11 protein-coding genes are annotated in these 14,026 nt (G+C 61.2%); 4 read left to right on the forward strand and 7 right to left on the reverse strand.

The window, feature by feature from the left end; genetic code table 11:
* Window positions 1–246: 246 nt before the first annotated feature.
* Window positions 247–4,950, reverse strand: coding sequence for an NAD-glutamate dehydrogenase (locus tag BLW08_RS08675; protein WP_139244864.1), 4,704 nt, complete (start codon window positions 4,948–4,950; stop codon window positions 247–249).
* A gap of 204 nt (window positions 4,951–5,154) precedes the next feature.
* On the opposite strand from BLW08_RS08675, the gene BLW08_RS08680 reads away from it, so the two are divergent.
* Window positions 5,155–5,667, forward strand: a complete 513-nt coding sequence (locus BLW08_RS08680) for a gluconokinase (RefSeq protein ID WP_091324448.1) — start codon at window positions 5,155–5,157, stop codon at window positions 5,665–5,667.
* A gap of 45 nt (window positions 5,668–5,712) precedes the next feature.
* Here the strand turns inward: BLW08_RS08680 and BLW08_RS08685 are convergent, their stop codons facing one another.
* Window positions 5,713–6,165 carry an Lrp/AsnC family transcriptional regulator gene (locus tag BLW08_RS08685; protein ID WP_091324450.1) on the reverse strand — a complete coding sequence of 151 codons (453 nt, stop codon included), beginning with the start codon at window positions 6,163–6,165 and terminating at the stop codon, window positions 5,713–5,715.
* A gap of 123 nt (window positions 6,166–6,288) precedes the next feature.
* Between BLW08_RS08685 and BLW08_RS08690 the strand changes: the two genes are divergently transcribed.
* From BLW08_RS08690 to BLW08_RS23625, 3 genes are all read left to right on the forward strand, one after another.
* On the forward strand, window positions 6,289–6,912 hold the full coding sequence (locus tag BLW08_RS08690) for a LysE family translocator (RefSeq protein ID WP_091324451.1): 624 nt from the start codon (window positions 6,289–6,291) through the stop codon (window positions 6,910–6,912).
* A gap of 48 nt (window positions 6,913–6,960) precedes the next feature.
* Window positions 6,961–7,668 carry an RraA family protein gene (locus BLW08_RS08695; RefSeq protein ID WP_091324453.1) on the forward strand — a complete coding sequence of 236 codons (708 nt, stop codon included), beginning with the start codon at window positions 6,961–6,963 and terminating at the stop codon, window positions 7,666–7,668.
* Between the two features lie 203 nt (window positions 7,669–7,871).
* Complete coding sequence (locus BLW08_RS23625) at window positions 7,872–8,015, forward strand: thiamine phosphate synthase (RefSeq protein ID WP_139244865.1); 144 nt, start codon at window positions 7,872–7,874, stop codon at window positions 8,013–8,015.
* Between the two features lie 104 nt (window positions 8,016–8,119).
* Here the strand turns inward: BLW08_RS23625 and BLW08_RS08700 are convergent, their stop codons facing one another.
* The 5 genes from BLW08_RS08700 to BLW08_RS08720 all read right to left on the reverse strand — a co-directional run bounded on the left by BLW08_RS08700 (window position 8,120) and on the right by BLW08_RS08720 (window position 14,025).
* Window positions 8,120–9,379 (reverse strand): MFS transporter, encoded by a 1,260-nt coding sequence (locus BLW08_RS08700; protein ID WP_091324454.1) that lies wholly within the window; start codon window positions 9,377–9,379, stop codon window positions 8,120–8,122.
* Window positions 9,376–9,846, reverse strand: coding sequence for a MarR family winged helix-turn-helix transcriptional regulator (locus tag BLW08_RS24310; protein ID WP_091324456.1), 471 nt, complete (start codon window positions 9,844–9,846; stop codon window positions 9,376–9,378). The genes BLW08_RS08700 and BLW08_RS24310 overlap by 4 nt, the downstream gene beginning before the upstream one ends.
* Window positions 9,847–9,982: 136 nt before the next feature.
* Window positions 9,983–11,122: an ABC transporter ATP-binding protein gene (locus tag BLW08_RS08710; protein ID WP_091324526.1), complete on the reverse strand. Its 1,140-nt coding sequence runs from the start codon at window positions 11,120–11,122 to the stop codon at window positions 9,983–9,985.
* Window positions 11,123–11,127: 5 nt separating this feature from the next.
* Window positions 11,128–12,783 (reverse strand): ABC transporter permease, encoded by a 1,656-nt coding sequence (locus BLW08_RS08715; RefSeq protein WP_217639217.1) that lies wholly within the window; start codon window positions 12,781–12,783, stop codon window positions 11,128–11,130.
* Between the two features lie 123 nt (window positions 12,784–12,906).
* Window positions 12,907–14,025, reverse strand: a complete 1,119-nt coding sequence (locus BLW08_RS08720) for an ABC transporter substrate-binding protein (RefSeq protein WP_091324459.1) — start codon at window positions 14,023–14,025, stop codon at window positions 12,907–12,909.
* Window position 14,026 lies beyond the last annotated feature (1 nt).

Genomic DNA, 14,026 nt, shown 5'->3' on the forward strand with positions numbered 1-14,026 from the left:
TTAAGTAATCTCAGCATCATTGGAGATATCTGAAGACGCCCCACGCTTCCTTCAGAAGCTCGCAGCCATCCTTGTGCTTGGCCCCAAATGCCGGCGTCTTCTTTCGTGACGGAGCGCGGAAGAACGCCGGCGAGCCGCAGCCCAGGCACACGAGCCCCCGCTGGCTGCTCTTGCGCCAGGAGGGGTCACGCTCACTGAACTCACGGGCGTGCCAGTCCCGCCCATCCGTTGTGCTCAGCGCCCATTTCACGCCTGGGCGGCCTTTCTTAGGGTGCCCAGATAGGCAGAAAGTGCTTCAAAGCTGCCCGACGGCGCCGAGTCAACCAACCGCTCCGATTCGTCAAGACGGGCGTGGTGCAGTTGCTCCCACGCGGCAACGCGATCGGCGCCGGGCGTTTCGTCGCCGAGGCCCAGGACGGCGACCGTCAGTTCAGGCACGACGGCGGACGCATCGTCCCGTAGCGACGCCCGGGCCATGGCCTGCCACTTGGTGGACCGTGGCAGGTCATCCACCTTGGCCAGGAGGGATTCAATGCCGAAGCGGTCCCGCACCGCAAAATAGGTAGGCGCTATGTCCTCCAGGCGTCTTCCGGTCAGCTGTTGCACCCGGGCTATGTCCAACAGGGTGAATGCCTCACGAAGCTCCGCCCACGTACGCGCCACGTCGTCCGGCAAACCCCACTCAAGGGCCGACGACAGGAGAGCCGCGACGTCATTCCTGTCCGATCCAACAAGCATCTCCGGCACGCGACTCCGGAGCTTCTGCACCACCGGGCGGTACAGCTTCAGGCAATCCTCAATGGGCAGTTGGTGGTCGTACTGGATGAACCAGCGCATGGCCCGGTCCAGGACGCGCCTGACGTCCAGGTAGATCCGGCTCCACTTCTCGGCCGGCAGGTCCGCGCAGGCATGCACCAGCCCAAGGGACAGATCGCTCAGGCCAAAGAGCTCACTGGCGATGACGAACGACTTGACTGCCAATGCCTCGTCCGCGGACGTTTCCTCCATGAGTCTGAAGATCGAGGTCACGCCACCAATGTTGATGGCATCGTTGGCGAGCACTGTGGCGATGATGTCATCACGCAGGGGATGACGCTCAACCCCCTGCCCCAGCTTGGCCACGACGGGGCTGGGGAAATATCCCTTCAGGAACTTGGCGAGGAAAGGGTCCTTGAGCAGTGGAGCGCTCCGAATGCTGCTCGCCAAGGTGTTCTTGGCGTAAGCGGCCAGGACGGACAATTCCGGCGAAGTGAGTCCCTTGCCACGGGAGATCCGTTCTTCCAAGGTCCGCGTGCTGGGCAGGAATTCCAGCTCGCGGTCCAGTTCACCGCGCCCCTCAAGGAACTGCATCAGCCGTTCATAGTTGGGGAACGACGCCGGCGGGAACCTTCTGTCGGTCAGGAGCAGCACGTTCTGGGCTACGTTGTCGGTCAGCACCAATTCTGCGATCTCGTCCGTGAGACCTGCCAGGAATGCGGTGCGCTCAGCAGCGGGAAGTATCCCTGCCCTGATGGACTGATCCACCAGGATTTTGATATTGACCTCGTGGTCGGAGCAGTCCACGCCCGCCGAGTTGTCGATTGCGTCCGTATTGATCAGAACACCTGACAACGCTGCTTCAACGCGACCCGCCTGGGTGAGACCAAGGTTGCCGCCTTCCACCACCACGCGGGCGCGGAGTTGGCTACCGTTGACCCGGATGGAGTCGTTGGCCCGGTCCCCGGCGTCGGCATGGCTTTCCGTGCTGGACTTGATGTAGGTTCCGATGCCGCCGTTGTAGAGCAGGTCGACCGGAGCTTTCAGGATTGCCTGCAGGAGGGCCGGCGGGCTCATTGATTTGATGGCCGGATCCAGGCCAAGTGCAGCGCGGGCCGCCGGATGGATTGGAATGGCGCGGGCTGTCCGCGGCCACACCCCGCCGCCGTCGCTGATTAATGAGGGGTTGTAGTCTGCCCAGCTGGAGCGCGGCAGCGCATAGAGCCTTTGACGTTCGGCGAAGGACGACGCCGCGTCCGGATCCGGGTCCAGGAAGATGTGCCGGTGGTCGAAGGCAGCGAGCAACTGCACGTGGCGCGACAACAGCATGCCATTGCCGAAGACATCACCGCTCATGTCGCCGATACCAGCAACCGTGAAGTCCGTGGCGCGGGGGTCGATTCCCAGCTCGCTGAAGTGAATCTTCGCCGACTCCCACGCACCGCGCGCCGTGATGCCCATCCGCTTGTGGTCATATCCAACGGAGCCTCCTGAAGCGAACGCATCTCCCAGCCAGTAGCCATAACTACCCGCCAACTCATTGGCAATGTCCGAGAAGGAGGCCGTCCCCTTGTCCGCCGCCACCACAAGGTAGGAATCGTCGCCGTCGTACCTCACCACGCGGGGCGGAGCGACAACCTGCGTCTGTCCGCCCACGAAGTGAATGTTGTCGGTGAGGTCGAGCAGGCCGCGGATGAAGGTCCGGTAGCACTCCTGCCCCTCGGCCAACTGCGCCGCACGGTCCCCCATGTCTGCCGCGAACTTGGCGAAGAAGCCGCCCTTGGCGCCGTCCGGAACAATCACGGCGTTCTTGACCGACTGCGCTTTGACCAGCCCCAGGACTTCGGTGCGGAAATCCTCCTGCCGGTCCGACCAGCGCAGTCCGCCGCGGGCCCTCAGCCCAAAACGAAGGTGGACGCCTTCCACTCGCGGGGAGTAGACCCAGATCTCATGTGCCGGTCGCGGGCTGGGCAGCGTGGCGATACTTGTGGGATCGAATTTGAGACTGATGTGCGCTTTGCCCTGGTAGAAGTTGGTGCGGACCGTCGACTTGACCAGTGAGGCCAGAGCCTCGAGTACGAACGCCGCATCCAGGGTGGCCACGTTGTCCATGGCTTCGGCGACGGCTGCTTGGGCTGCAACCACGGCGTCTGCACGGTCGCCCACATGATCGGGGTCGAACTTCGTGGCGAAGAAACCAACCAGCGACTTCGCCGCCTCCGGGTGCGACTGCAACGTCGAAGCCACAAACTCAAAGGAATGCGACGTCCCGAGCTGCCGGAGGTATTTCACATAACTGCGCAACAACGCCACGGTGCGCCACTGGAATCCCTGCTGCAGGACCAAGGTGTTGAGCTGGTCCGATTCGGTTTCCCCGCCCAGCACGGCGCGGAACGTTCCCGGCACCAGATCCCACGCTTCGGACGAATAAACATCCGCGGGCCTGGCCACCAGGAGGTCATACAGGTAGAAAACCAGGCCGTCGGAATCAACGATTTCGTGTGGACGTTCTTCCAGCACCTCCAGACCCAGATGCTCGAAGTACGGCAGGATGCGGCTGAGGCTCTCAGGACGGCGAAGATAGAGGCGAATGCGTCCAGGCGAGCCTGTCGATGCGTCAGTGACGGGGTCAACATAAAGTCGTGCCGCCGTCGTGCTTTCATCCACGCCGAGTTCATGGAACCGTTCAATGTCCTGACTGGCCTCTTCCACGCTGTACCGGACCTGGTATTCCGGCGGGAACGCCTCGCCCCATCGCTTGGCGAGGACTTCCGCTTCGGCTGCGGAACGACTTGACCTCAGGGCATCTTGGACGCCTTCCGCCCATGACCTCACCGCCCTGTTGACCCGTCCCGCGATCACGGCTTCATCAATCCCGTTTGTGCCGTCCGACGACGTCCACACCGTAAAGAAGATGCGTGCCAGGGCCGACGAACTGACGCGGGCCTCGTGCTCGACGTCAACGGCGCCGAAGGCTGCGCGCAGTTCATGCTCAATCCGAACGCGAACCGACGTGTTGTATCGGTCCCGCGGCAAGTAGACGAGTACCGTCACGAACCTGCCGTAGTTATCACGGCGCAGGAACACTCGTGAATGCCGGCGCTCTTGCATCCGCATAATGCTGCCCGCAATATTGAACAGCTCTTCAACGCCGATCTGGAACAGTTCGTCGCGTGGATAAGTTTCCAGGATGGCCATGAGCTGTCGCCCCGAATGGCTGGACGGGTTCAGGCCACTGCGAGTCATGACCCCGCTGATGGTTTCCGCAACTACGGGGATATTGTCCAGAGGACCGTTGTAGACGCTGGAGGTGAAGAGACCGAGGAAGCGGTGCTCGCCAATCACCTCGCCCGCGACGTTGAACTTCTTGACGCCGATGTAGTCCAAGTGTGAGTCGCGATGGACCGTAGAACGGGAGCGGGCCTTGGTGACGACGGCGGCACTCGGCTCCCGAGCCGAGTCACGGGCGGCGCCGGTCAGGACGCGCGGGAGCTCAGCACCAGCGACGCCGGGGTTCTGGAGGATACCGAGCCCTGTTCCCGCAATGGCCACCAAGCGATCCTCCGATTCACCTCTTTCCAAGGCGTACTCCCTGTAGCCGATAAAGACGAAATGATTGCTGCTGAGCCAGTCCAGGAGGTTGCGGGTCTTGTCGTGGCTGGGGAGCCCGTTGGCTACCTCCCCCAGCTTGTTGCGCATGGAAACCCAGTCACCGATGGCTGCTTTAACATTTGCGAGGACGCGCCGGAGGGATTCCAGCAGGCTGGCTGATTCTTCCTCGGAGAGGAGGTCGCGCAGTTCCACGGCGATCCACGATTCAGCCCGGCTCCCCGGCCTGGCTGAATCGGGGTGGATGTCCGTGATTGCACCGCCTGCGTTCCGAAGCACTGTAAACAGGGGATGCACGACGAGTCGAATGCCCAAACGGCGTCGCGTCAGCTCAGCCAGGACAGAGTCCACTACGAAAGGGGAGTCGTCGCAAACGATACCCAGCACGGTGCTCGTCGAGTCCGGCAGCAGGCCTATCCACGCCTCCTGGCCCGCGCTCCTGACGGCGTTCAGGTGGGCAGCTGCGCGGGCCTCAAGCCGTCCAACGGCGTATGGTTCCGCTTCCTCCGGCGTCAGTTCTGCGTAGTAGTGCGCCAGGAAGTATTCAGGCAGCGCGTGGATTTCCATGTCTTGTTCCGTGGACACGTCTTGCTCCCTTGTGGGTTCGTCTTGGGGTCGGCACTTCGAAAGATATGAGAATCTTTTCTCATATCAAACGCACCGTCAAGGCTTTTTCGAAGCCTTGACGGTGTCGCAGCAATTTGTGAAACTATTCTCACTTGTGAAGATAATCTCACGTCTGTATAAGGCAGTGACGCCAGCCCGGCAGACCCCGAAAGGACCCTCAACATGGGACATGAACCCCTCCCGCCGCTTGTTGTCATGGGAGTCTCCGGCTGTGGCAAATCGACCATGGGCACATTGCTGAGCGATCGCCTGGGTCTGCCTTTCCAGGATGGTGATGACCTTCACCCTGCCGCCAACAAGACGAAAATGGGCGCAGGAATTCCGCTGGATGACAATGACCGGAGGCCTTGGCTTGAGGAAATCGGCCGCTCACTACGCCAGTCACAGGACGCCGGAGAGCCCCTGATCATCGCCTGTTCGGCGCTGAAGCGCAGCTATCGGGACTTGTTGCGGCAGCATGCGCCCGACGTCGTATTCGTCCACCTCACGGGTGACCGCGAAACCCTTCTGGCCCGCATGAACGCCCGCGACCACGAATTTATGCCGAGCAGCCTCCTCGACTCACAACTCGGCACCTTGGAGCCACTGGCGTCGGATGAAAAGCATGTGCTGGCTGATTTCAGTCTCGCCCCTCCCCTGCTGGTGGATGCCATCTGCGGGCAGCTTCAGCATTAGGGCATGTGCCAACTTGGTATGAGGACCGAGGAACCCTCCCGGGTGTCACAGTGGCAACGGCCGGTTATCCACGACATTCTTCATGATCAGAGTAGAACTCAACCGCTGAACGCCAGGCAGGGCTGAGAGTTGCTCGTCGTAGATTCTCTGGAATTCCCGCACGTCTTTAGCGACGACTTGGAGCAAATAGTCGGGGTCCCCAAAGAGACGCTGCGCCCTCAGTACGTTGCGGATCTCAGCGGCAGCTTCTTCGAAGGCCGCCACCGCGGCCCTGTCCCCGTCACGCATGGTCACGAACACCAATGCTTCAAACGTCAGGCCCAGGGCCTCCGCATCCAGCTGTGCACGGTATCCGCTGATGGCATGCGAGTCTTCCAGGGCACGCAATCTACGGTGGCAAGGCGACAGGCTCAAACCCACACGCTCAGCCAAATCCGTCAGGGACAGCCGCCCATCCAGTTGCAGCTCAGCAAGAATCTTCCTGTCAACCTTGTCCATAGGGAAGATTATCCCTGTTTTTGCCTATTGAGCCAAAGAACTTGGAAGCACATTCCAGTCCTCCTTCCGTAAGCTTCTTCGTGGGTCCCGGACACTCGGGATTTTTACACCAAAGGAGTACGGATGCCGCTAGGGACCATGGCCGCTTTTTGGGCGGTGTCTTTCCTGTTCGTGGTGACACCCGGAGCGGATTGGGCCTACGCGATTTCAGCAGGCCTCCGTCACCGGACCGTCATTCCCGCCGTTGCGGGACTGCTCACCGGGCACCTCGCTGCCACCCTGATTGTGGCAGCGGGGGTAGGGGCGCTGCTTGCAGGGTCTCCCGTGGTGTTAAGCGTCCTCACCGTAGCCGGTTCTGCGTACCTGGTGTGGCTTGGACTGGCTATGCTCAGGAACCCATCCGTCCCCCAAGCCGGCGAAAGCATCGATGGCAGCTGGGCCCGCCAGGCCATCAAAGGCGCCGGGATCAGCGGCCTGAACCCCAAGGTCTTCCTCCTGTTCCTGGCCCTCCTCCCCCAGTTCACCAACACCAACAACCCCTGGCCGATGTGGGCCCAAATCATTGTCCTTGGACTGATCCACGTCGCCAGTTGCGCAGTCATCTACATCTGCGTGGGAACCGGAGCACGCGCCGTGCTCAGGACCCGACCCAGCGCAGCCCGTCGGGTCACCCGCATATCGGGGGCCGCGATGATCCTGATCGGAATGTTCCTGCTCATCGAACAAGTCCTCCACTGGAGCCCCTAAACCCTTCGGACAATCACCCACCATGACGAGAAAGCGGAGACCATAGCCTTGGAACCGGAACAGCTTCACCGCACCTATCTGGACCTCACCACCCCGCACGTGGCCGACGCCTGCATGCGCCTCGGAATCGACGTCCGCTGCGCACCAACCGGCACCACCCCGCTCTGGACCGGAACCCACCTTCTGGGCCGCGTCGCGCCCGCCCGCCACACCGGCAGCGTAGACGTCTTCCTGGAGGCCATCGATCGAGCCTCGGCGGGCGATGTCCTGGTAGTGGACAACGAAGGCAGGCAGGATGAGGCGTGTGTCGGCGACCTTGTCACCCTCGAAGCAAGCCGCGCCGGTATGGCCGGCATCGTCATCTGGGGATTGCACCGCGACACCTCCGAACTCAGGACCATCCGGCTCCCCGTCTTCAGCCAAGGGGCCCTCCCCGTCGGGCCTCAACGCCTTGACCCCCGTGATCCCGCGGCCCTCCGCACGGCAAGAAGCGGTCCATACACCGTCTCCCCCGATGACTTCGTACTCGGCGACGACGACGGCGTCCTTTTCATCCCCCTCAACCGCGCCCAAGAGATCGCCGACACAGCCACAACCATCCGCGACACGGAACGAACTCAAGCGGCCCGCATGCTCATGGGCACAACCTTCAGGAACCAAGCCCGGCTCACCGAATACCAGGACACCCGTAACAGCGACCCCACCATAACGTTCCGGCAACACCTGCGTACCTTCGGCGGCGAAATCGAGGAGTAGGCAACCGCTCAGGATAAATGGTCGACACCCCGCCGTCGTGCCTGCCTCGCAAACCCCCGTGCACAACAGAGCCCGATGTTCAGCCCGTCGTGCGACCCAATGCAAGGAATCGGGATTCAGCACGGCGGAGTTCAGACTTTTTTGGGGGCTAACTCAGTTGAGATGGAGGCGAACCCGGCGAAAGCGGACGCGAACTCCAGCAAATGGGCGGGCCATTCCCCTCGATCAACTTCGTGGCTACGGGCGGGATGAACCTGAAAAACGCCGAGGAATTCAAGGCCGCCGGCGCCCGAGGTATAGCGATCGGTAGCGCCGTCGAAGAGCTGTCCCGCCTCACGAACAAATAGACCGAATTATCCGAAGTGGACTGAGGCTCCACGATCAGTCGATTCACTGCAGGAAGACGACCCCGGCAAACACCGTGCCGGGGTCGAGCTGTCGTCTGATGATTTTAGGTCGCGGAGTCGATGACTTCGCTGGCGGCATGTGGCGGTGAAGCCGCTGTCTTCGGCCGGCTTCGCATGTAGACCCAGATCGCTACTGACATCACCGCGCACCCAACGGCACCGATCATCAGCGTTGCCGTGACGCCAAGCACTTCGCAGAGCCACCCCAGCAGGGGCGCGCTCACGGGTGAGGTGCCCCCTATCGCGATGACGAACAAGGCCATGGTGCGGCCACGCATGATCGGGTCTGCTTCAAGTTGTGCCATCGAGGTGGTGATCACCCGGTAGGCCACGCCGGCGGCGCCCAGTAGAAACAACAAGATGAGGGCCGGAATCAGGGTCGGAACAAGGGAGATCGCGAACAACAGGGCGGCGAAGATGAGGCTGGCGAGAATCAGCCTGCCCGGTGTGGCTTGCAGTATCCCGGCAATGGCGAGTACTCCAATGATGGCGCCTGCGCCCATCGCGATAAAGAGTGCACTGACCACTTGCGCGTCGCCGTGAAGGACTTCGCGGGCATATAAAGGTAATGTGACCGTCCACTCCCAAGCTATGAGTCCGGTAACGGTGAGGAGCAGCAGCGGGCCGAGAAGCCTTGGCTGGTTGACCACGTAGATCAGCCCCTCGCGTAACTGGCCCTTCGATCGATCAATGCGGGTCACCTGGTGTAGTTGGTCCGTTCGGACAAGGAAAAGGGCGAGCAACACAACGCAGAATGATGCGGCATTGACGAAGAAGCTGGCGGCCATGCCAACGCCGGTGATCAGCACTCCGGCAATGGCCGGTCCAATAAGTTTCCCTGAGTTGATCGTGATGTTATTCAGTGTGAGTGCGTTGGTGAGCGTCTCACGTGGGACCACTTCAGCGATGAATGTCTGACGGGCAGGTTTGTCGAGCGCCTCGATGATGCCAATGATCACTGCCATAACGAATACTATCCATAGGGTTGCGGTCCCAGTGGCAGTGAGGATCCCCAACGCTGTTGCCGGCGCAATCGAGGCGGCCTGGGTGCAGAGCAGGAGCCGCCGTTTGTCCAGACGGTCAGCTAAGAGTCCGCCCCAAGCGGTGAACAGCAGCGTGGGAAGGGCTTGAAGTGCGAGTGTGATCCCGAGTAGCGTTCCCGAGTCGGTGAGTTCCAACACGAGCCACGCTTGCGTGATCTTTTGGGTCCAGGTGCCGATTTGGGACATTGACTGGCCGAAGAAGTACAGGCGGTAGTTTCGTCCGCCTAGGGAAGCGAACGTCGCGCGGAGATAGCGCTTCATGCCTTGGTCTCCAACAGTTGAACGAGAGCCGGCAGAGCCTCCAATAAAGCGTGTTGGTCCTTCGAGGGCAATGATGAAAATTTGGCTGACAGGTACTGACCGGCCCGCCCGCTCGCCTCAGTCATGAGGCGTTCGCCCATGGGGGTTAGCCTCACCTTCCAGCTTCGTGCATCGGTATCATCGCGTGTCCTGTCCACGAGCCGCATCTGCTGAAGCTTTCCGGTGAGTCTAGTTGCTGTCGGGTTGCTGATCCCCTCGATCTCAGCGAATCTGCCCACCCTCATGGGACCCTCGCACCCGAGGATGTTCAGGGCCGATATCTGCGAAGTCGTCAATCCTGTTCCAGCGTGCCTCCGCAGCTGTCGGGCTAACCGGGTCACGGTGAGCGCCAGTGGATCGAGGTGCGGGTCAACGTCCTGCTGGGTTGTATTCTTGGTTGCGCGGTCTGAAGTACTTGGTGCTGGCATAGTCTCTCCCCAGGCAAATCAGCATGGGCCAGGGCAGCGCCGCATGGAGCTGCCCTGGCCCGTCTGTTGCCTCTGTCGGCACGCCCGTGAGCGTTTCGTGCCCATACCCGGCCCTACGAAGGCCGGTCCAGAATGGTCAGGCTGCCAGATACCTGGCGTGGACCGGATGCACCCTTACAACGACACTGTCACCAGGCCTGGCTGCCAGAACGGCCGACGTAGAGGCCGTGAGTTTCGTTCCGTCTAGGTCGACAACCAGTTCCAGACGGTCTCCCAGGAACTCGGCCCCAATGACGCGCCCGAACATTTCGTTTTGGTCGGCGAGGCCGATTCGGGACGAGGTGGCAGTGTGCACTTCAACGTTCTCTGGCCTGATGCAAACATTGCCGGTTGAAGCTGATGACGGGGTTTCCTGGCCTTGGCTGCCGCAGAGAAACGAACCGATATCGGTCCTGACGAGCAGCCCGTCGGACAGGCGGGTGGTGTTGCGGGCAGGGACGAGGTTGGCGCTGCCAATGAAGTCTGCAACAAATGCGGACTTTGGCTGCTGGTAAAGCCGTTCGGGCGGGTCGATCTGTTCAATCCGTCCGTTGCTCATGACCACGACGATATCGGACAGTGCCAGCGCCTCGGCCTGGTCGTGGGTCACGTAAACAGACGTCACGCCAAATCTTTCCTGGAATTCGCGCAGCTCGACGCGGAGCTTGGATCGAAGTTTTGCGTCCAGGTTCGACAATGGCTCGTCCAACAGAAGCACTTCAGGTTCGGAGAGAAGTGCCCGTGCCAGGGCAAGGCGCTGTTGCTGGCCACCGCTGAGCTGCGTGGACCACCTGTCTGCGAACGGTGCCAGACCTACCTGATCCAGAATTTCCATAGTCCGTTGCTTGATGTTCTGCTGTCCTTTCCTATGGCGGCCGTGCCGGAGCGGGAACGCTGCATTGTCCAGCACAGTCATGTGTGGCCAGATGCCGTAGGACTGGGGCACCATCGCGATGGGGCGGTCTTCGGTGCGTATGTTCTGGGACTTTCCGCCGTCGAAAACCGTTGACCCAGCCATCACAATTTGGCCGCTATCGGGGGTTTCCAGGCCGGCGATGCACCGCAAGGTGGTGGTTTTACCGCAGCCGCTGGGCCCAAGGAGAGTGACGAACTGTCCTTGCGGCACCTCAAAGGAGACGCCATCAATGGCGAACTGCTGGTTGGCTCCGCGGGTGCGGCCGTAGCTCTTGCGCAGCTCGCGGATGCTGATCGAGCTTTCTGTTTCTGTTCGTATCATGTTGCTCACGCTTCCTTCTCTGAGGCCCCGCGTCGGTTCACCAACAGGACCGCAATCATTGAAATCACCAGGATGATTACCGCCAGCGCACTCGCTTGCGGGTAGTTGACGCTCGAAGTGAAGGTGTCCCACACTTCGATGACCAGCGTCCGGTTGTCCGCACTCGTCAGCAGCAGGGCGATGGGCAGTTCACCCAGGGCCTGAGCGAAAACCCACAGCCAGCACTTCCACAAGGCCTGCCGCAAAAGGGGAAGCAGGATCTTGATGGTCACAGTCGCCGGTGATGCCCCTGTGACCCGGGCGGCTTCTATCAAGCCCTCGTCAAGTTGCAACAGCGCGGTCTGGATCATCCGTGATCCACGAGGAAGAAACCGGGTCACCAGCGCAACGATGATGATCCACACTGTGCCGTAGATCGGGATAGGAACATACAGGTAGAGGAACAGCACGGCGGCGCCGAGCACGACGCTCGGGATTCCAAACACCAGGTACGTGGACTCGAACAAAAGGTTGGCACCGCGGAAGGACTTGCGGTGGGCGGCCACTGCGATCCACACCGACATCGCTGTTGCGACCGTAGCGGTCACTAACACCACAATGGCGGTGTTCAGCATGACCACGCCCAACCCTGGATCCGTCAGGATCTTGGCGAAGTGACCGAAAGTGAGGTCGGTCAGACCCTCCCAACTGATCGGTCGGGAATACGGCGACAGGCTGGTCCAGAGGAGGGCGAGGATCGGCAGGATGATGCCAATGACCATGTACAGGGCGACGATGATGAAGATCGGAATCCGCCACTTGCCAAGAGGCGTTCGGTTTTGCCGGTAGGCCTTTCCGACGACTACCTTGAATCGGTTTGCGTCACGGATCCGGCGACGGTAGATCAGCAGCAGGACGAGGGACACCAGGAGCATCAGGACCCCGTAGGTGGTCGCCTGGCCATAGTTGGGGGCGCCTGTCGGCGGTTCCAGCGAGTGCTGAATCAGGCTGCTGAAGACGAAGATCTGGTCGGGCAGGCCGAGGAGGGCCGGGATAGAGAACCCTTCGAGAACTACGACGATCAGCAGCATTGATGCTGCCGAGACTGCAGGGCCGATCAGGGGGAAGACGATGAGTCGAAGTCGGCGCATCAACGGGGCACCTGCGGCGGCGGCGGCCTCTTCCAGTTCCGGGTTGAGCCTGGCAAATGCCGGGGCGATCATCAGATACATGCTCGGGACACCGAAGATACCCATGACGACGATCATTCCGGGCAGGGAGTAAATGTCGATCTGCAGGCCCAGAGTCTGCCGGACCAAGATGGCCAAGGGCCCGTTGGCGGGGTTAGCCACCAATGCCCACGCAATCGCCATGACCACCACGGGAACAGCCATGGGGGCCAGTGTCAGCGGTGCAAGCACCCTGCGGAAGGGGATGTCTGTGCGTTCCAACAGATATGCCAGCGAAACGCTCAGTATCAACGCGACGGTCAGCGAACCTATGACGTAGATGGTGGTGTTGACTGTGACCTCAACGAGCCGGCTTGATCCGAAGACGTGTGCATAGTTGTCCAGGGAGAAGCCCTCGACGTTGAAGGGCAGTTCCGTCGTGGAGGCCTTGAGGCTGCTGTAAAACAGGACTACCAGCGGAACCAAAATCAGGTAACTGACGAGCACGATCATTGCCGCATTCAGTGCTCGGCTACCCAGCCCCCGCCGGTTCCTTAGACTCTTCCGGGGCGGCTCGGACCGCGGGGGCGTTCCCACTTCGGGCGCATCCGTTATTTCAATCGACATTGCAATCCCCTAGCCCAAGTCCGTTCCCAAAGCCTTCTGGGCCTTGGGGAAGAAATCGGCAAGCTCGTTGTACCGCTCGATGGTCGATGTAGAGCGCCATTCGATGTTGGCTGCGCACAGCGATGTGAGTACGGGAATTGCCCCGGCGTTGGAACAGTCGGTTTCCTGGGGGATCCGGGAATTGTACGTTTCGGCGAGGGCCGCCTGTGCGTCATCGGAATTCAGGAACGTGGATAGTAGGACGGCGGCCGCGGGGTGCGGTGCGCCTTTTGGCACGTACAGGAATGTTTCGTTGGTGTTCGTTGGCGATACCGGGGCGACCTCGACTGGGGAGCCCGACGACTTGGCCTGCAGGACCAGGTTGATCAGGCTGGTGCCAGCGGCGACCTGTCCGGTCTCGACCAGGGCTTGGGACTGAGTGGTGTTTGGCGTGTAGTGCGGCTGCTGTCCGGTGAGCTGTTGGGCCCAGGCAAGGGCCTTGTCGTCGCCCAAGGCGGGGTCAAGATGCCAGGCCGTTAGGAAGGACGCCCGTGATTCGACTGCAAGTTGGCCGTTGTCCCACTGCGGTTTCAGGAGATCCTCCCAGGAGCGAGGGAGGTCCGCGGGGCTCACTGTTCCCGTGTTGTACGCCCAGACTTTTGGGGCCGCCCAGATGTAGACAAACTTGTCCTCGAAATAGATGTTCTCGTCAGCGATCCCATACGCCGACCAGTCCACTGTTTCGGCCAGTGGCAGTGACGGCGGAACAGTCAATTCGCCCGCGGCGGCGACGTCAACCGAAACCTTCCTGGCGGCCTGCTCCATTTTGAGTTGGCTGACCTGATCAGGGGCTTTGGTGTTGGTGTAGTTCACCTTGATCCCGGGGTACTTCTTTTCGAACAGGTCGATGGCTGGCTGCATCTGCTCCAGCGGTTTGGGCGCTGACCATGCGACTGTGCCCTCGCTTTCGGCCTGTTTGACGAGTTCCTCCATCGAAGTGGGGAGGGCTTGGACGCCGGTGCCGGCGCTGGCGCCGCATCCGGCAACCGTGCCAGCCAAGACCGCAAGTACGGCCAGTGCCAAGACTTTGCGTTTCAGCCCGCTCGGGCCAGCCGTGACAGCGACGCTGCTGTCAGTTCGATTCTTCATG

It is taken from the genome of Arthrobacter sp. cf158 (genome assembly GCF_900106835.1).
Lineage (GTDB): Bacteria > Actinomycetota > Actinomycetes > Actinomycetales > Micrococcaceae > Arthrobacter.

Bases quoted from the DNA above. Each gene is read 5' to 3' on its own strand.
- BLW08_RS08680 (WP_091324448.1), top strand. From the start codon at position 5,155: ATGGGACATGAACCCCTCCCGCCGCTTGTTGTCATGGGAGTCTCCGGC.
- BLW08_RS08690 (WP_091324451.1), top strand. From the start codon at position 6,289: ATGCCGCTAGGGACCATGGCCGCTTTTTGGGCGGTGTCTTTCCTGTTC.
- BLW08_RS23625 (WP_139244865.1), top strand. From the start codon at position 7,872: ATGGGCGGGCCATTCCCCTCGATCAACTTCGTGGCTACGGGCGGGATG.
- BLW08_RS24310 (WP_091324456.1), bottom strand. From the start codon at position 9,846: ATGCCAGCACCAAGTACTTCAGACCGCGCAACCAAGAATACAACCCAG.
- BLW08_RS08700 (WP_091324454.1), bottom strand. From the start codon at position 9,379: ATGAAGCGCTATCTCCGCGCGACGTTCGCTTCCCTAGGCGGACGAAAC.
- BLW08_RS08710 (WP_091324526.1), bottom strand. From the start codon at position 11,122: ATGATACGAACAGAAACAGAAAGCTCGATCAGCATCCGCGAGCTGCGC.
- BLW08_RS08685 (WP_091324450.1), bottom strand. From the start codon at position 6,165: ATGGACAAGGTTGACAGGAAGATTCTTGCTGAGCTGCAACTGGATGGG.
- BLW08_RS08715 (WP_217639217.1), bottom strand. From the start codon at position 12,783: ATGATCGTGCTCGTCAGTTACCTGATTTTGGTTCCGCTGGTAGTCCTG.
- BLW08_RS08720 (WP_091324459.1), bottom strand. From the start codon at position 14,025: ATGAAGAATCGAACTGACAGCAGCGTCGCTGTCACGGCTGGCCCGAGC.